This window comes from Chroococcidiopsis sp. CCALA 051, from assembly GCF_003015105.1.
Lineage (GTDB): Bacteria > Cyanobacteriota > Cyanobacteriia > Cyanobacteriales > Chroococcidiopsidaceae > Chroococcidiopsis > Chroococcidiopsis thermalis.
The window spans coordinates 51,806-69,880 of the sequence record NZ_PYCI01000004.1; the positions used below are offsets into that span (position 1 = coordinate 51,806).

General features: G+C 45.3%; 17 protein-coding genes and 2 tRNA genes. 7 read left to right on the forward strand and 12 right to left on the reverse strand.

The annotated features are described in order from the left end of the window. Positions 1 to 40: 40 nt before the first annotated feature. The 3 genes from C7Y66_RS01610 to C7Y66_RS33210 all read left to right on the forward strand — a co-directional run bounded on the left by C7Y66_RS01610 (position 41) and on the right by C7Y66_RS33210 (position 3,727). Positions 41 to 1,963, forward strand: a complete 1,923-nt coding sequence (locus tag C7Y66_RS01610) for an Hsp70 family protein (RefSeq protein ID WP_106544252.1) — start codon at positions 41 to 43, stop codon at positions 1,961 to 1,963. A gap of 357 nt (positions 1,964 to 2,320) precedes the next feature. After that, positions 2,321 to 3,124 (forward strand): SDR family oxidoreductase, encoded by an 804-nt coding sequence (locus C7Y66_RS01615; protein ID WP_106544233.1) that lies wholly within the window; start codon positions 2,321 to 2,323, stop codon positions 3,122 to 3,124. A 24-nt stretch (positions 3,125 to 3,148) separates the two neighbouring features. Next, a complete protein-coding gene (locus C7Y66_RS33210) occupies positions 3,149 to 3,727 on the forward strand; it encodes a pentapeptide repeat-containing protein (protein WP_304529353.1) in 579 nt (192 codons plus the stop codon). On the opposite strand, the gene C7Y66_RS01625 is transcribed toward C7Y66_RS33210, so the two are convergent. From C7Y66_RS01625 to C7Y66_RS01665, 9 genes are all read right to left on the reverse strand, one after another. Continuing rightward, positions 3,724 to 5,739 (reverse strand): serine/threonine-protein kinase, encoded by a 2,016-nt coding sequence (locus C7Y66_RS01625; RefSeq protein WP_106544235.1) that lies wholly within the window; start codon positions 5,737 to 5,739, stop codon positions 3,724 to 3,726. The genes C7Y66_RS33210 and C7Y66_RS01625 overlap by 4 nt on opposite strands. A gap of 181 nt (positions 5,740 to 5,920) precedes the next feature. Further along, on the reverse strand, positions 5,921 to 7,153 hold the full coding sequence (locus C7Y66_RS01630) for a trans-acting enoyl reductase family protein (RefSeq protein WP_106544236.1): 1,233 nt from the start codon (positions 7,151 to 7,153) through the stop codon (positions 5,921 to 5,923). A 59-nt stretch (positions 7,154 to 7,212) separates the two neighbouring features. Continuing rightward, positions 7,213 to 7,332 carry a DUF86 domain-containing protein gene (locus C7Y66_RS01635; RefSeq protein WP_106544237.1) on the reverse strand — a complete coding sequence of 40 codons (120 nt, stop codon included), beginning with the start codon at positions 7,330 to 7,332 and terminating at the stop codon, positions 7,213 to 7,215. 16 nt (positions 7,333 to 7,348) lie between these two features. Beyond that, positions 7,349 to 7,651 carry a nucleotidyltransferase family protein gene (locus C7Y66_RS01640; RefSeq protein WP_106544253.1) on the reverse strand — a complete coding sequence of 101 codons (303 nt, stop codon included), beginning with the start codon at positions 7,649 to 7,651 and terminating at the stop codon, positions 7,349 to 7,351. A gap of 175 nt (positions 7,652 to 7,826) precedes the next feature. Continuing rightward, positions 7,827 to 8,237, reverse strand: a complete 411-nt coding sequence (locus tag C7Y66_RS01645) for a nuclear transport factor 2 family protein (protein ID WP_106544238.1) — start codon at positions 8,235 to 8,237, stop codon at positions 7,827 to 7,829. 89 nt (positions 8,238 to 8,326) lie between these two features. Further along, entirely contained in the window at positions 8,327 to 9,211 is an 885-nt protein-coding gene (locus C7Y66_RS01650) for an AraC family transcriptional regulator (protein WP_199197189.1), read from the reverse strand. A gap of 60 nt (positions 9,212 to 9,271) precedes the next feature. After that, positions 9,272 to 9,353, reverse strand: a tRNA-Leu gene (locus tag C7Y66_RS01655). Between the two features lie 38 nt (positions 9,354 to 9,391). After that, entirely contained in the window at positions 9,392 to 10,666 is a 1,275-nt protein-coding gene (locus C7Y66_RS01660) for an ABC transporter permease (protein WP_106544239.1), read from the reverse strand. A 119-nt stretch (positions 10,667 to 10,785) separates the two neighbouring features. Beyond that, positions 10,786 to 12,141 carry an efflux RND transporter periplasmic adaptor subunit gene (locus C7Y66_RS01665; RefSeq protein ID WP_370143868.1) on the reverse strand — a complete coding sequence of 452 codons (1,356 nt, stop codon included), beginning with the start codon at positions 12,139 to 12,141 and terminating at the stop codon, positions 10,786 to 10,788. On the opposite strand from C7Y66_RS01665, the gene C7Y66_RS32785 reads away from it, so the two are divergent. The 4 genes from C7Y66_RS32785 (at position 12,121) to C7Y66_RS01685 (ending at position 14,727) form a co-directional block, all read left to right on the forward strand. Further along, entirely contained in the window at positions 12,121 to 12,246 is a 126-nt protein-coding gene (locus C7Y66_RS32785; RefSeq protein WP_255409918.1) for a hypothetical protein, read from the forward strand. The genes C7Y66_RS01665 and C7Y66_RS32785 overlap by 21 nt on opposite strands. 132 nt (positions 12,247 to 12,378) lie before the next feature. Next, the gene (locus tag C7Y66_RS01670; RefSeq protein ID WP_106544241.1) at positions 12,379 to 13,572 is read left to right on the forward strand and encodes a sensor histidine kinase; all 1,194 of its coding nucleotides are present in this window, start codon (positions 12,379 to 12,381) and stop codon (positions 13,570 to 13,572) included. Positions 13,573 to 14,144: 572 nt separating this feature from the next. Beyond that, positions 14,145 to 14,477, forward strand: coding sequence for a hypothetical protein (locus C7Y66_RS01680; protein WP_015155222.1), 333 nt, complete (start codon positions 14,145 to 14,147; stop codon positions 14,475 to 14,477). Beyond that, on the forward strand, positions 14,470 to 14,727 hold the full coding sequence (locus C7Y66_RS01685) for a hypothetical protein (RefSeq protein ID WP_015155221.1): 258 nt from the start codon (positions 14,470 to 14,472) through the stop codon (positions 14,725 to 14,727). The genes C7Y66_RS01680 and C7Y66_RS01685 overlap by 8 nt, the downstream gene beginning before the upstream one ends. A 147-nt stretch (positions 14,728 to 14,874) precedes the next feature. Here the strand turns inward: C7Y66_RS01685 and C7Y66_RS01690 are convergent. From C7Y66_RS01690 to C7Y66_RS01700, 3 genes are all read right to left on the reverse strand, one after another. Further along, positions 14,875 to 14,947: transfer RNA gene (locus C7Y66_RS01690), tRNA-Arg, on the reverse strand. Between the two features lie 128 nt (positions 14,948 to 15,075). Next, the gene (trmFO, locus tag C7Y66_RS01695) at positions 15,076 to 16,443 is read right to left on the reverse strand and encodes an FADH(2)-oxidizing methylenetetrahydrofolate--tRNA-(uracil(54)-C(5))-methyltransferase TrmFO (protein WP_106544242.1); all 1,368 of its coding nucleotides are present in this window, start codon (positions 16,441 to 16,443) and stop codon (positions 15,076 to 15,078) included. An 87-nt stretch (positions 16,444 to 16,530) separates the two neighbouring features. Next, entirely contained in the window at positions 16,531 to 18,006 is a 1,476-nt protein-coding gene (locus tag C7Y66_RS01700; protein WP_106544243.1) for a site-2 protease family protein, read from the reverse strand. Between the last annotated feature and the right edge of the window lie 69 nt (positions 18,007 to 18,075).

Consider the following 18,075-nt stretch of genomic DNA (forward strand, 5'->3'; position numbering starts at 1 on the left):
AGATTGAGATTAAATATTGAATATAAATAATAGTATGAACGTGAAAGTTTCCGAAATCATTGGTTTCGATTTGGGACATGGTGAAACAGCTGTAGCTAAAGCACCAGCTCAAAGTATTGAGTCTCCTCAAATGCTAGAAATAAATCATAAAAAGAACCAAATTACCGCACTTGGATGGCATCCCGATCTCGGCTATCTTGTAGGAGAACAAGCATTAATTCAAGCTGGCGTGACTCAACTGACAATTGCTTTTAAGCAAAAACCAGATGACGATCTTAATTCTAGAGAGACAATTCGTCGATTTTTAGAAACTTACTATCGCCTGCTGAAAGAAAGCAAACAGATTGAAGGTGGAATTAACAGTCACTTCTATGTTGGATGTCCTTCAGGATGGTCGTTGGAAGAGCGAGATAAATATCAACATCTATTAGAGTCAACTGGCATTCCATTATTAAGTGTCGTCCCCGAATCGCGAGCTGCTTTCATGCAAGCCAAAGAAGTCGGTAAGTTTGGCTACGACCAGCTCAAATCATCAGTGCTAATTGTCGATATTGGTTCTTCAACTACAGATTTTACCTTAGTTAAAAGCTTTCACGAAATTCCACTAGATTTTGGCAGTAATGCTTTAGGAGCTAGTTTGATCGACCGAGCGATTTTTGCTCGTACTCTTGCTAACCACGAACAGAAAGTTCTACTAGAAAAAGTATTTGCAGAATACCCCCATCATCGATCGCGGTGCGAACTTGCCTGTCGTAAAGCGAAAGAAGATTACTTTTCTAACGAACAGATATACAGCGATTCTCAATCCTTCGCACGCGGTTTTGAGTCGATTAACGAACAGATTTTTTTTATTCCTAAAGTCAACCAGCAAATTATTGCAGAAATTCTAAACCAGCCTCTACCCGAACTAGGAAATAAAAGTTGGCAAGAGTCGTATCGTCAGGCAATTATTGAGGCAAAGGAAAAGCTAGAAAAACTTGGCGTTACGCCCAAAGTTTTATTGATGACTGGTGGTGCATCTCGCATGAGTTTTACGCGCCAAATTTGCGAAGAAATTTTTCCCGAACCCGAAACTCAAGTTCGTCCCGATCCAGAACCAGAACGATGCATTGCATTGGGTTTAGCACGAGTAGGAAGATGGGAACTACGCGCTAGTGCATTTAAAGCAGAAGTTGACAAACTATACGACTCGCACCAGTTGAAAGAGGCGATCGCCAGAAATATTCCAGAGCTAATTGAGCTAATAACTCAGCCATTATCGGAAGCTTTGATTGAAAATGCCGTCAAACCTGGCTTAAAAGATTGGAAAAACGGTCAAATTCGCACTCTGGCAGAGCTAGAAAGTTGGATGAAAAGCCAAGCAGAACAGTGGTTGAAAAGCGATCGCGGTCGGCAACTGATCGATAATAAATGCGTGACTTGGTTCAACAGCAGCATTCAACCTGAAATAGCCGAGCGAACCGATCCGATTTGTCGTCAGTTTCAAATTCCTAGAAGCAGTTTAAGGTTAGAAAGTGGCATTGACCCAACTTTAGTCAATCCTGACTTACCGATAGGGGATGCTATCCTTGCTGATGCAGTGGCATTTACGATTAATTTGGTCATTGGCAGTGGTACTATCGGTAGCATTATCGCTCTACTCTTAACTGGGCATTTAATTGTGCCGATCGCACTAGTTTATGGTGCAGCTCTCGTTGGTGGAGGAGTAGGGTTAAATCGGGAGAAGATTGAAGAGGCGATTAAGGAAAAGTTGGATATTCCTAGTTGGATTCGTTTTGTGGCATTAGGAGATAAAACAATAGATAGTATCTGTAACACAATGAAGCCCGAACTAGAGTCAAGTCTGAGGGAAAAAATGACCCAAGAGCCGCAGGCTTTTGACGAGCTGATTGAAAAGATCGGGCATCAGGTGAAGAAAGCTTTGCATACCAAAGCAGAAGAGGTGACAATTCTCATTCAGTAGCAGGCATTTTTTGTTGACTACGCCGCAGAAGATCCCCCCAACCCCCCTTAAAAAGGGGGGCTTTGTTTCCCCTTTTTCGAGGGAAGTGACAAGCGCGAGCGCCTCTTTAGTTGAATCGCCTTCAAAAGGGGGGCTTTGTTTCCCCTTTTTCAAGGGGGGCTAGGGGGGATCGGATCTGTAGCAACGATCGACGAGATTGGTAGTGGAGGAAGTGTAGGCTGTCCATGTTTTTTCTCAGGACTTACCTGTCAAAACTCCTCTAAAAGGCACAGTAGTACTACTTCATTGGAAAGACGCGATCGCACTGTTGTGTTTCTAAGATTGTAATGGTTAGAAATATGCAGTTTTTCACCACTTATGGATAATTCATTCACCCGTCCCCTAGCTGTCGTTACAGGTGCTTCCAGTGGTATCGGCTACGAACTTGCCAAACAGTTCGCCCAAAACGGCTTCGATCTCCTCATCACAGCCAATCATTCAAACCTGAACGAAGTTGCTCAGACATTGGCAGGAATGGATGCCAAAGTCGAGACGGTGCAGGCAGATCTTGCTACTTATGACGGTGTTGAGGCGCTATATCAGAAGATTCAAGACACCAATCGAGCGGTGGATGCGATCGCCATCAACGCGGGTGTTAGTGTTGGCGGCGAGTTTGCCCGCGAAACCGATCTACAAGATGAACTCAATCTAATTAACCTCAATGTTGTCTCGTCCGTCCATCTTGCCAAGCGAGTTGTCAAGGATATGGTAGAGCGCGGTAAGGGGCGAATTCTCTTCACGTCATCGATCGCCGCCCTGATGCCTGGTTCGTTTGAGGCAGTCTATGCAGCTTCTAAAGCTTTTATCAAATCCTTCTCGGAAGGGTTGCGCAACGAATTAAAGGATACGGGCGTAACTGTAACTGCGCTCATGCCTGGACCAACTGAGACTAACTTTTTCCACCGTGCCGGAATGGACGATACTAACGTAGGTACAAGTGAAAAGGACGATCCGGCTGAGGTTGCCAAGCAAGGATTTGAAGCCCTGATGAAAGGTAAGGATAGTATAGTCGCCGGATCGCTCAAGACGAAGATTCAAGGTGCGGTGAGCAAAATCTTGCCCGATACCGTCAACGCCGAACTGCACCGCAAGCTGACTAAGCCAGGATCGGCAAATAGTTAATATCGTGATGGGGCGATCGAGAGTATGAAAGACTTACTGCAAAAATTCTCATCGTTGAGAAATGCGATCGTTAGCTTGAGCGATCGCTCTGGGGAAAATCGCGTTCTCTTATTCGATTCACGCGATGCAGCCTATAATGTTGCTTTCATGCTCGACGGTCAATGGGATGAGTGCAACAGTATTGTCATACCTACCTCGGATGAAATAGCAATTAAAACTGCTGCTAGTTTGGTGGAAGCTAGATGGTGTAACAGGGGGGATTTTTGTCTTTTATTACCCAAATTAAGTGTTGAGACATTAAAACGGCGCTACGCAGTTGGAGACAGGCACTTTATCAATGCCAATCTCATGTGTGCCGATCTCAGCCATCTCAATCTCAGTCAGATTAATTTCGGCTGGGCAAAGTTGAGAGGGGCTAACCTCAGTGGCGCAAATCTCAGCGGAGCTGACTTGACTGCGGCAGATTTGAGTGATGCTAATTTGAGTGGAGCCGATCTGAGCGGTGCAAAATTATTGAGGGCAGACTTAACAGGCGCAAACACGAGCGATACCAATCTCAGTGGTGCTTGCTTGAGGGGGGCGATCGCCTCTAATCTAAGTTAATTTATCCCTTGCAAGCTCCAAAGTTTGATAGTTTTATCTTCACTGCCACTAACAATTAGCTTGCCATTGGGAGTAAAGCTGAGGCTATTTACGTTACCCTGATGTCCAGAAAAAGTTGTCAATAGCTCTCCAGTATTGAGCTGCCAAAGTTTGATTTGGCGATCGTCACTTCCACTAGCAATCATCTGACTATCTGGGCTAATTGCAACTGAATTAATATAGTCTGAATGTCCCGTCAAAATGCGTAATCGCTGTCCGGTTTGTAGTTGCCAAATTCCGATCGTTTTGTCCCAACTACTCGATACCAAAGTCTGTCCATCAGGACTAATCGCCACAGATCTGACTCGATCTGTATGCCCCAAGAGAGTACGGCGTAATGCTCCGGTACGAAGATCCCAAATTTTGATCGTTCGATCTTTACTACCACTAACTAAAGTTTTGCCATCAGGACTAATGGCAACAGACCAAACTGTGTCCGCATGTCCGATAAGAGTGCGGCGTAACATTCGTGTAGGAAGATCCCAAATTTTGATACTTGCGTCTGCGTTGCTACTTACAAGAGTCTGGCGATCGGGACTTATGGCAACAGACCAGACTTTACTAACATTTCCAATTGTCTGTTGTAATTCTTGAGTAGGTAGATCCCAAACTTTGACTGCTGGTTGAGCTGAGTAGCTAGCACTTGTCAGCATTTGTCCGTCTTGACTTAAGGCAAGCGATAAGACTTCAGCTGAATTGCCAGTTAAGGTACGTAGCAATTCTCCAGAACTAAGATCCCAGAATTTAATTGTCTTGTCCCCGCTACCACTAACTAGGGTACGTCCGTCACGCGCGATCGCCACCGCCCACACTGCGTTAGTATGCCCAGTTAAGGTGCGCGTCACAGAGGTTTGAGCAGAGGTGCTATGCTCGGTTATATGAGCTGCTTCCATGATTTGCGATCGCGCCGTTGTGGGTGAAATATTTGTTGTCGGTCGCAAAGCGTAGTAACTACCAAGTAACAGCGCAAATGCCGAAGCCACACCCAATGCTGTTCCTAAGCGTGAAGTGATTCGCTTGCGTTCGAGCTTCACCGCTTCTATTATCTTATCCGCTGGTTTTGCCACTAAAGGCATGGCTGTAGCGGTTGCTGGCGCTGGAGCAGGATTTATTTCCGGCACATCCGCCACCAGAGGCGCTAGGTCACTTAATGCGTCTGTGGTAGACTGGTATCGCTCTAAGAAATGGTAGCGTACCATTTTATTTAAAATGGCGGTTAACTCCGGCGCGATCGTTACCAGATGTTGCCAAATCATTTCCCCAGTTTCGGCATCTTCTAATAATTGCGTTGGTTGCATTCCAGTTAAGGCTTGAATACCAATCATCCCCAAAGCATAGATATCGCTGTTAGGTCGCGGTCGCCCGTGACTTTGCTCGGAGGGCATATAACCAGATGTACCCACAGCTATGGTGGCAGGAAGACCGATGGCATAATTAGCTTGGGTTTGTCCTAATGATGTCACTACCTGCGTCCAAGCTTGTTTAACGCTACCAAAGTCAATTAGGACTAATTTTCCATCCGATGCTCGGCGAATTAAGTTATTGGGTTTGAGATCGCGGTGAATGAGTCCCTGTGAGTGGACGATTTCCAGAATGCTGAGGATTTCATACAACAACTCGATGACTTGCTGCTGACTCCACTTGACTCTTACTGGTGGCATGAGTTGACTTAGCGGTTGTCCGACAATATACTCTTGTACCAAGTAGAATTGTCGGTCTTCCTCAAAATAGTCTAATAACTGCGGTACTTGCGAATAGGACTGGAGTTTTTCTAAAGCCGCAATTTCTCGGCTGAACAAGCGTTGCCAGCGATAACTGAGATCGGTGATTTTGTCTGTAGATAATAAATGCTTAATCACACACTGAGCAGGCTGGTTGCGATCGAGAGTGCGTGCTAGGTAGGTCTGACAGTAGCTACTACTACCGAGGATTTGTACGACTTGATATCGCCGACCAATGATTTTCCCTAGCATGGCGCGAAACCGATGACAATTAAGTGCTTGATTATTAGGTAAAACACACGATCTGTAGTAGGGACGCACAGAGAAAGCACCCCTACAAATGTCACGCACGCAATCGAGAATTGCTATAAGTGTCGTCCCCCTAACTAAGGGTAGGATGTTCTGATGAGCCGTGAGTTGTTATTTTTATCGCTCACCTTTGGCAAAAATTTCGATCTATATCGATAGTCATACCTGCATGGCGCAACCGTTCTGCCAGAACGTCACCAAGTCCAGTTGCAGGGGTAAGAATACCCCCACGCCGATCGCCGGGGAGTTTGTCTTCATTCAACGCCAAACACAATGCTGACTCGCACAAAAATTTCACCGTGGCGCGGTTGCCAGGATCGCCGCGATCGCAAATCAGTCCCCCTACCTTGCGTCCGTCACTCGTCAATCCTAAAAGTTCGCAACGAAACCATCCTTCGTTCATTGTTTTCTCCGATGGTCCGCTACCTGGTTGCGGTAAAAGGGGTTGCAGCAGGCTACGGATTGGCGGTTGCTGAATTGCCCCTATAAATAGAGCTGTTGCCGCTGTAATACCAACTGCTGGCAGCCACCCTAGCGGGGGGTCAAACTTCAGATACTCTTGGTAGGTAAAGTCAACGCCGTATGGCTCCTGCCACTGACTGTATAATGCATTGCTGCGGCGTACCACGCGGGTATTAACCGCACCCATGAAAAATGGAGCTACCCACGTATCAAGATCGGGATCGTATTGCGGGAATTCTGGATCTCGATTGCGTTCTATTTCTTCTGGGGAGCGATCGCTGGTTGGATTGAGTAGGAAAGGATTGCTTACCTGACTTACCTGCGTGGAATTGTAAATGTTAAAAGCAGAAGCTAGAGTTCCACCGTTGAATCCGCCCATAGCTTGATAGTAAGCTTTTACCGCTCGGCAGGACGCTCCTAGTTCTCGCTGGATGTAGCGGACTATCAGATAAGTCCCTAAATCTGAAGGTACGGAATCAAATCCACAGCAGGGAATAATGCGAGTCCCATCGGTTGCGGCTCTATCGTGGTAGCGATCGCACAGTTCCTTCACCCAAGGAGTCTCGCCTGTAATGTCAACGTAGTGAGTTTTGAAGCGCACGCAGGCATCAACAATTTTATTGCCATAAAGAGCGAATGGTCCTGCCGTATTTAGCAGTACCCGCGTCTGAGACACGATGTTATCTATGGCAGTTTCATCTTGGCTGTCTGCAACTAATACATCGACATTGACACCAACTTGCGCCTTTACTTGTTCGAGTTTGTCACGGTTACGACCTGCGATCGCCCAACGTACCTCGCCAGGAACTACCTGCTGGGCAAAGTATTGCACTGTTTGCTTTCCAGTAAAACCACTAGCTCCGTAAAGCACGACATCGTATGGACGAGCGGTCATCGAATGGCATCCTCCCGATGAGTTAAATCTGTTTTACCAATTTCCAGCACTTGTTTTGATTAATCACCTTCTAACAATACCTCAATCGATCTTAAAAGTTCTGAGAGTTTATTTTGAACTACATCCCATACAACTTCAAAATCGAGCTGGTCGTATTCGTGGACAATGACATCTCGCATTCCCGCTATTTATTACCTAAGAGATTCTCGATCGCGCGACATAGATAGTTTGTGCTGATTCTAAAATGTTTTTACGTCTCAACCAATTTTCACTGCGCTCGATCGCAGCTTTAACGATTAGGTCTACTTTTCGATGAAAAATTCCTTGGAGTTCATCACGCATTTGTAGGGTTTCTGTTAACCCACGTTTTGCGGTTGGAGAAAAAGCGATCAAAATATCAATGTCACTGTCGGGGCGAAAATCATCTCGGAGAATAGAACCAAATAGAGCTAATTCTGATACTTGCCATTTTTTACAAAAATCTCGAATTTCATCCATCGGCAGTTCTATTGCAGTAATGGTCATGTTAGTTTAACCCCTAAGACTTGCTAACGCTTGCATAGTACAAATGTTTTATAGTACGATACCAATGTGTGCAATGCACTTTTATGTGTGAGTGTATTGTTTGTTGTCAGCAGCCTTGGTGTGTTGTTACTCTGGGGCTGCTTTAATTTTAGGAAAATAGGAATTGCCCGATCGCAACTGTATCTGCGTAGAACATCTGTGATTCGACAATTTTGCCATCACGCATTTTATACACGCTTACGACTGGCGAATCAAGCTTTTTACCGCTACTCGCCGCCAGCCCTTTCAACCGCCAAAGGACGATGACATAATCTTCTGCATCTAAAAAGACTGCATCCATTTTTCTCTCGGCTGGCGGTTGAAGATGATTCCAAGTTTGAGCAGCACCTTCAATGTGTTGCTTTGCACCTTCAAGACCGTAATGTACTCCACCATAAGGAAGTGACTCTGCATCGCGAATGACAATTTCAGGAGCGTAAGCTGCAAGAACTCCAGCAATATCGCGTTCTTCGACAGCTTTGAAAAGACAGCGAACATTTTCTAAATTTTGTTGTGACATAAATTCTCCTTTCTCGTCAGAATTTATCGTGACGCATTCAGTATCCAACTATTTTTAACTTCTTCGCTTCAAGGTTCTTGCGGTTGTTTTCAACGTTCTTGCGACAACTGCCAAAAAACTTTAGGCGTAACTCCGACAAGGCGTTTGAAATGGTAAGTGAAATGCCCTTGACTAGCAAAACCAACCGTCTGAGCGATCGCCGCCAATGATAAATTACCCATAACTATCAGTTGTTTGGCTCGTTCGATCCGACAACGAATTAAATATTGATGCGGTGAAATATGAGTTGACTTCTTGAACAAATGCGCAAAATGATATGGACTCAACCGCACAATTTCTGCTAACTGAGTTAAGCTAATATTTCTATCTAAGTTTGCTTCAATAAAATCGACAATTTGCTGCCATTGCTGTTGCGTAAAACTACCCGTAACAGTTTTACGCTGACGTGAGTTAGTAGAATATCTCGATAAAAGATGAACCACAAGTGCATGGGCTAGCGAGTCAGCATAAAGATGGCTGTTTCTCCCATCAATTTCTAAGGATGTTTTGAGTGCAAAGCCAATCTGCCCAACTAACGGATCGAATAGTGTAGCTAAATGTGGAATTAGTTCGAGGCGATCGCTACCAAATACCTCATAACCAACTGTAGCGAGAAATGACGGTGATAAAAACAAATTGAAAAACTCAGCTTCTTTATCCCAGTGAAACTGTTGGCTGAGGTAGGCTGGGTAAATTTTCAAATCTCCAAATCCCGATCCTACCTTCTCATATCGTCCGCCAACTGCTTGCTCCAACTGCACGGGCTGTCCGACATTCAGACAAATAACGTGCTGGGACGATACATGTTCTGGAACATCGCAAGGTGGTTGTCGAAAATAAGCAAATTGAATGTTTTTCCAGTTAGCACCATCACTAGCCAGAATCGGCAAACGGGGAAGAATTAGCGGTAAATTGCTAGGAGTCGGATCGCTCACAATTACCCTGATGCTAATCGCTCGGTGAGAAAAGCTTGAAAGGCTTGAAGAGAGAGGGAATGCGGATGAAAGGACTTGAACCTTCACACCTCTCGGTACTAGAACCTAAATCTAGCGCGTCTGCCAATTCCGCCACATCCGCATATCGGCTTTACGATTATAGCAGAGAATAAAATATTTTTACTCGCTTCTCAAAGCGGCAATCGGATCTAACTTAGCAGCATTCCGAGCTGGGATGACTCCTGCTAGCAATCCGACGACGAAAGAAAGCCCAAACCCACTCGCGATCGACCACACCGATACGATCAGGGGAAATTTGAAGATATTAGCAGCAGTAGCCGCGATCGCCACTCCCAAACCAATTCCCATCCCTCCGCCAACCACAGAGACGACAACCGCTTCGGCTAAAAACTGAATTAAAATCGCTGCATTAGTTGCGCCTACAGCTTTGCGAATGCCAATTTCTTTTGTGCGTTCGACGACTGAAACTAGCATGATATTGGCAATTCCAATCCCGCCAACGACTAGGGAAATTCCCGCGATCGCCCCTACCATGACGGTAAATAATCCTACTACACTACTAAACGTGTTGATAATATCGACTTGATTGATAATCCGAAAATCATCTGCTTGCGGTGGGTAGATATTGTGACGCAAGCGTAAGAGGTTCGTGACTTGAAATTGTGCCGCATCTAACTGCGTCTCGTTACTGGCTGCTAACCAAAATCCGTTGATGGAAACTCCAGTTAAAGCATTATTTCCTACCAACCGCGCCGACATATTCGTTAACGGTACGTATACGCGATCGTCTTGATCTTGTCCTCCAACCGCGCCTTTTGGCTCCATTACTCCCAGTACCTTATAACTTTGTCGCTGAATCCGAATATCGGCTCCTACTGGATTGACTGCTGCGCCAAATAATTGATCTCGTACCTTAGAACCTAAAACGACAACTGGTTGAGCCGCATCTAAATCTGCTTCAGTAAAAAACTGCCCGACTTGGGGGCGGATATTTTTCACCTCAGAGTAATATAAATCCGTCCCGAGAACGCTAGTAGAAATATTCTGTCCGCCATAAACAACTTGAAACTGACGTTGTAAAAAAGCAGTCACGCCAATCGCTGCTGGAGCTTGTTGCGCTACTGCTTTAGCATCTTCCCAAGTTAAAGTTGAAGCCGAACCTACTCCTTGGTTAATCCCGCCACCAGTCGTGGACGCACCCGCAAGGACGAGCATCACATTCGTACCCAAAGCTTGAATCTGTTGCTCGGTAGATTTTTGCACGCCTTGTCCTACCGAAGTAATAGAAATTACCGAAGAAATACCAATAATTACACCCAGCATTGTTAATCCCGTGCGTAACTTATGGTTCCATAAAGATTCCGCCGCCATCCCGACAACTTCAGCAGTTGACACGGCGTTAGTATTGGCGTGAGGGGGTTGTTTTTTGGGCATGAAATTTCAAAAGTCAAAAGTCAAAAGTCAAAAGTCAAAACTAAGGAAACAACCGAAGATGTGATGTTGAGGTTGTCCATCTGCTTGCTAAACCCGCCCCTACAATAACTGATAACTGTTCACCGTCGCGAACCTCCCATACCTGGGATTCCTGGCGTTCTAGTTTGGGGGCGAGTTCCTGGTGGAAAGGTGATGAAGACTTTTTCGGTTCCCGTGAGTCCTGATAATACTTGGGTTTTGTCATTTACAGTCACTCCGGTTTGGATGGGGGTAAAGATGGGATTGTTATTCTCGCTAGCGACAAATACACCCGTACCGTTGGGTTGACGAGCGATCGCAACTGTGGGGACGGCGATCGCATTTTTCAGTTCGCCTGCTTTAAAATCAACATCAACGTTCATACCCGATCGCAACAACTGAGGATCGGTGAGAATTGCAGCTTTAACTTGAAAACTCGTTACGTTCTGCTCTACGGTAGATTGAACGGCAATTTGATTTACTCGCCCTTTGAAAGTTTTACCTGGATAAGCATCAGCTCGAAACCTAATTTCTTGTCCGATCCGAATTTGAGCAATATTACTTTCTGATACGTTGGCGACAACTTGATTATTGGCTGCTAGTGCCAAGATCGAGTTGGAAGTTGCACCAGAAACAGAACTACCTGCGGTGGTGGGAGTGACAAAAGCACCAGGATCGGCATATTTTTGCGCCACTACCCCACTAAAAGGAGCCGCGATCGCCGTATCATTCAATTGAGTTTGAATATTCTGCAATGCCCCTTGTGCTTGTTTAACTTGAGCGCGGGCTTGGGCGATATCTTCAGGGCGCGAACCGTTTTGCTGTAGAGTTAAAGCTTGCTGCGCTCTATCCACAGCGGCTTTGGCACTATTATATGCAGCACGGGATGTAATTAAATCTCGACTAGAAATTGCTCCAGAGGCGAATAACTGCTCGTTTTGGCGCAGGTTCGATGCTGCTTCTTCTAAGGTAGCTTGAGTATTTTGCAATTCTGCTTGTGCTTGGGCAATATCTTCAACGCGATTCCCCGCCACCAATTTTTGTAAATTTGCTTGAGCTTCTGCTAATCTTCCCTTAGCTTCGATTAATTGTCCCTGTAGGTTTGAATCATCCATGTAGGCGATAATTTGCCCTTGCTTTACCCAATCTCCTTCTTTCACCAACAAGCTTTTCAGTCGTCCAGAACTTTTAGGGCTGACATTAATCGATCGCTCTGGTTTAATTGTGCCGTTAGCTGCAACAGTTACAGATAAATTTAATCGTTCTACTGGAACGGAGAGTGCTTGTCGCTGGGCGGCTTGACGGGGAACAATGACAATTTGACGATAAACAATATAGCTACCTGCGGCTACAAAGCCAAGCAAGAATACCCCCAGCACCCACTTAGTAATTCCTACTTTCTTGAAGTTTTTCACGCGCGATGGGAACGTCTCTGAATGAGGCAAATCAGTTTTCATTCTAGCTTCACGCTCGGTAATACACCCGTCATAGCAATTCTGTGCCACTATCTTATAAACGAGTTCGCTCAACCTCATGTAGAAAAAGTCACGATCGCCCTATGACTTTAGTAATGGTTATCAGTTATCAGGAAATCTATACTAATTCCGAATTCCGAATTCCGAATTCCGACTTCTCTGTTGTCCCCCTTGTCCCAATTTTGACTTTTGACTTTTGACCTTTGACTTTTAAACCTTGTGACTCGTCCCATTCAACCTCAAAATCACCCGTTTCCATTTCTGCTCTATCTAGAGTGGGCATTATTGGCGATCGCAATTTGGACTGAATTATTACCTAATCCCAGTCTGCGGTTTCCCAGATTTCCTTTGCTAACGCTGTTAAGCATTACTGGCTTTGGGTTGATGGGTTTGAGATTACCCACGGGTAAGTTAATTTACAAAATTATTTATACTGCTTTTGAAATTGTACTAATTTTATTCACTTCTCTAACTGGTAGTCGAGCAATCCGTCTGTTTCCTTTCCTTTACTTACTTCTAGTCACTCGAAGTTGTCTGATTTTTGCGCTACCAGGAAGATTATTAATTACGGGTTTATCTTTTACTCTTTTCCTATTGACGCTACAGCGCCGTTTTCATCGCATTCCCGCACCACCATCGGCTCAAGAACGGTTGCGTTTTTTTCCGCTCCTCCTAGCATTCTTATTTGGGTTAGTTTTAGTTTTTGTGTTGTTATTAATGAATGCAGTTTTGGCTGAGCGTCAAAGTCGAGAAAAACTGGCGATCGCGAACGAACAACTGCGAAAATATGCTTTGAGAATTGAAGACCAAGCAACTTTGCAAGAACGCAGTCGCATTGCACGAGAAATTCACGATTCTCTCGGACACTCATTAACGGCACTCAATCTTCAGTTAGAAACGGCACTGAAACTTTGGCTGAGCGATTCTACCAGAGCTTACACGTTCCTAAAACAAGCAAAAAATTTAGGTTCTCAAGCTTTGCAAGACGTGCGCCAGTCGGTTTCGGCGCTGCGCGATCCGCTGCTGGGACGTTCTTTAGAGCAAGCGATCGCATCTTTGGCTGAGGATTTTGGGCGCTCTACTGGTGTTGTTCCTTCATGTCAAATTCAACTTGCCGATTCCATAACAACAGAAGTTTCTACAGCTATTTACCGCATTGCTCAAGAAGCATTGACAAATATTAGTAGATATGCTTCAGCTACTGAAGTGAAAATTCAATTACAAGTTACGAAAAACTATTTAAAATTAAAAATTGCTGACAATGGTAAGGGATTTCAATTAAGTCAAAATACTACTGGTTTTGGGTTGCAAAGTATGCGCGATCGCGCCCAAGGCTTAGGAGGTGAATTAAATATTAACACCGCTCCCAATTCAGGTTGTACGATTGTAGCTGAGATTCCTTTGCATACATGAAAAAACGAGCATAGAGGAATTTGAAGCCAACGAACAGAGAATTCGCGATTCTAAAAAACGCACTGCCGATTTAGTCCTACAGTTAGCACAAAACGAGGAACAGCGCCAAAATGCTCTCACCGCAGTTATCCAGCAGCGAGTAGACCTGAGATTGCAGAAATTTAAGAATGCGATCGCGCTGGAAAACCTGGAATATATCAAGCAGCAGAATTTACTCGAAGTTTTCAATAAAAGTGCTTGACACTTATAGGAAGATTGGCAATAATAATTTAGGGGAGATATTTTATCTCCCCTAAAAATAAGGAGGTGATGCAAAAATAACCAATCCAAATAAAGACGGTAACGGCAACGGACAAAAGGAATACAATCCTGAAATCGAGTTCGAGTACCTTGCAGAGGATATCTGGAGCGAGATAGACCAGCAAGGAAACGAATACGTTGCTTATACCAAAGACGTGCTAGAAGCCTTGGAAGACGAGGACTCTGAATCTGATTCCAACGGCGAGTAAAATTAGCACCATGCCTCTAGTAAAACTAGGGGCATTTCCTGATAGTCAAGAAAAACATAACATATGTCTACTAGTATTATCCATCCACTGCACTACCTAGTCGTTGAAAAAAAGGGGTCTGCCTGGTGTTTCAAGACAGGCGACAGAATATTCTACAACCCCCGCAACGTGCCAGCATCTCTGTCTCTAGAAGACCGACTGCGCCAATTTGGATTAACCATACCGAAAATTGCGATCGAGTTATTTCGGATAGAGGCAGGTAAGGGAGGATATTACCTTGCTAATTTACGTTCTAAGCAGTATTACTACTGCGGGCTCGATTGGCAGGATGTTAAAACAACTCTCCAGCAATTGGGAATAGGACGACCAGAGCCCTTGGAGAACAGCAATGGGTAGAAAGAAACTCAACCGTTCTGTCGTCAATGTCAGAACCGCTCCCGATACCCCCAGTAAGCTCAAAGATCTAGCTTATACCCTCGGTTATATCTATGACGGCGAGGGTGCGACGGGGCAATTACTAGATGCGATCGCCAGTGGTTTAATTCAGTTAACATCACAGGAAGCTAAAGAAAATGAGCGTAAACCAATTACAGAATCTAACCCTGGAGCAATTCTGGCTGCTACCAGAAGGGGAGACGGCATTTGAATCACAGATCGCCAACTCAAGAGCGCCCAAAAAGTCTCAAGAATACCCAAACTTTTTTGGTAGGGGGTGGAGAAACTCCTGAAGCACCACTCCCTGAAAGTCTTGTTCTTTCGTAGATTGGCGTTTTATCAAGGTTTTTATCTTTTACGAGCATAGAGGGATTTGAACCCCCGACCCTCAGAACCGGAATCTGATGCTCTATCCACTGAGCTATATGCCCTTGCACTCGGATATTATAGCATAGCAAGTTAATTGGGAAGCGATCGCGCTTTTTAACCTGGAATATTGAGGTAGGGGCGTACATAAATTTGTAGGGACGCACATCTGTGCGCCCCTACAGATCGATCGCTAAATTACCCTAGCTAATCCCAAAGATAACCCCGCTTTCCAACTAGCAAGATCGAACAAAGAGCGATCGCGATACCTACCATATCTAAGCTGTTTATTCTTAATCTTCTCGCCTAACTCAGGCAAAATGCCAAAATTAGGTGGCATCGGTTGAAAATGTTTTGGGGCAGCAGAACTGATAAATTCAAATAACGCACCCATCATCGTTGTGGGTGGTAAAACTAACGAATCTTTACCCAAAGCAATTCTCGCCGCATTCGTTCCCGCCAGCCAGCCGCCAGCCGCCGCTGCTGTATAACCTTCCGTACCGATTAATTGTCCCGCACTTAAGAGAGTCGGACGACTCTTAAACTGCAACGTCGGTTGCAACAACTGGGGGGCATTAATAAACGTGTTGCGGTGCATCACTCCCAAACGCACAAATTCAGCATTTTCCAAACCTGGAATCATTTGAAATATCCGCTTTTGTTCGCCCCAGCGTAAATTTGTCTGAAATCCAACCATATTCCACAACTGCCCCGCTTTATCTTCTTGACGCAGTTGTACTACCGCATAAGGACGTTCCGACTGATTTTCTGGGGCGCGAAAGTCTCCCTTGCGGGCATCAAACAAGCCTACAGGTTTGAGGGGACCGTAGCGCATCGTATCTTCCCCGCGTTGGGCAAGTTCTTCTATAGGTAAACAAGCTTCAAAGAATTTAGCATTTTCGCGCTCAAAATCCTTTAATTCTGCTTGTTCTGCCTCACACAACGCTTGCCAAAACTGCAAGTATTGCTCTTTATTCATCGGACAGTTGAGATAAGCTGCATCCCCCTTGTCGTAACGAGAAGCAAGAAAAGCAATATCGCGGTTAATCGATTCACCGACAATAATTGGGCTTGCGGCATCGAAAAAGCTGAGATATTCCATTCCCGTAAAGCGGTGCAAGTCTGCGGCTAAATCGGGACTCGTTAAAGGACCAGTCGCCAACACGACAATTCCCTCTGGAATGGCGTGAAGTTCGCCCCGCCGCAGTTCGATGAGGGGGTGACGAGACAATGTTTCAGTCAAATCTTGGCTGAATTGTCCTCGATCTACAGCTAAAGCACCCCCAGCAGGGACGGCGTGACTGTCGGCTTTGCCAATCACTACAGAACCCAGTTGACGGAGTTCTTCATGCAACAATCCCGATGCGCGATCGCTTGCTTGCGCCCCAAAAGAATTGCTACAGACTAATTCTGCTAAATGTTCTGTGTGGTGGGCGGGACTCGATCGCAACGGGCGCATTTCATGCAAAATAACTGGTATTCCTGCTTGGGCAATTTGCCACGCTGCCTCTGTCCCAGCAAGTCCACCACCGATAACTTGAATTACGTTGTCATTTGTCATTGGTCGTTGGTCATTGGTCGTTGCCAAGAGGTAAATTTTAACTTCTCCCTTGTTCCCCTTGCCCCCCTTGTCCTATCCCTTACCCCTCTAAATTTGTAATAAATTTGTAATAAATCTGGGTGCTGGCAGGATAATTAAAACGAGTAATGCTAGGACTAGTAAACCGATGATATCGCGTTTGTTGTCTAGTTCGGTTACATCGTTGAGGGCTGGTTCGTCAGCGATGGGCATGAAAAAGAGAATTATCGCCCACAACCAAAATCCAGGTTGGACTAAAGCCAATCCTAAAACTAAAAACCGAGCAATTTGACCGATCGCAGCTCCGGTACGCTGTCCAAACATAGCATGGACGATGTGACCGCCATCGAGTTGTCCTACAGGCATGAGGTTGAGTGCCGTGACGACAAGTCCTAGAAATCCCGCGATCGCTACTGGGTGTAAATCGATCGCTTTATCTGCGGTTAGTTGAGCGCCTAATGCTAATTTACTCAGGACTGCTAGTAAAATCGAATATCCTGGGTTGAGGGCATCGGGGTCTAGAGTTCCTGCTTTTTCTGGGATCGGCACGACTTGAGAGTTGGCTAAACCCCAGATCAGCAGCGGTAGTGTTGCCACAAATCCAGCTACGGGACCAGCAATACTAACATCAAACAAGGCTTTACGGTTGGGTACGGGGCTGCGCATTTGAATAAATGCCCCAAACGTACCAGGAAAGAAAGGAATAGGAATGAAATAAGGTAGTGTAACGAGAATTTTATGAAATCTAGCTGTTAAATAGTGACCCATTTCGTGAATGCCTAGAATCGCCAGTAAAGCTACGGCATAGGGCAATCCTTCATGTAATTGGGTAATGGTTGCTGATGGTGTGGTGTTATTGCTACTAGCTAATTGCACGCCAACGACGGCAGTTGTAAATAAGGTGGCTATAACTAAGCCTACGGCTAAAAACGGTCTAGAGAGCTGCGATCGCTCCGCTGGTCTATCTTTTCGCGCTTGGGGATTGGGAACTAGGGCAAAGAAAGGTTTGCTGTTGAGTCCTTCTTGCAACAGGACTAAAAAGCGATCGCCAAATTGATTTTCAATATTTCGGCGAATTTTCTCGTAAGCATCTGTCGGAGAAGTCCGAAGTTGTCCGCGACAGATCACGGCTTGGGGTCGATATTCAATGTTGTGAATGTAGAAAGCTGACCAAGGAAAGCAATCCCTCAGTTGAGCTTCTTCTGCTGGCTCGATCGGGCGAACTGGTGTCGGTTCTGGTGTTGGTTCTGGGTTAGAATTGACTGCTGCTGGGTTAGCAGTTGGTGGCGCGGGTGACATCCCTCTCCGTCCCCACTGAATCAGCAGCCAGTACAAAACTGGGCAAACGACAAACGGACCGATCGCCAGAGCAATAGGCAGCGGTTGGTCTGGACCGTAGACTGCCATCCATATGCTCCAAATTAAGGCTGGTGTCATTAGTACCAGCCATAAAAGCCAAACGGGTGTCCGCGTCATGCCAGCGACACTGCGCCGCACGATGATATAAGTAAATAGTCCGAGGAGGAGGAGAAACCAAAATTCCATGTCTGTTGCAGTTGTACTGAGTGGGTATCGCGTCTGGGCGATGTAGACAAGTCAGTTAAAAAAACTTAT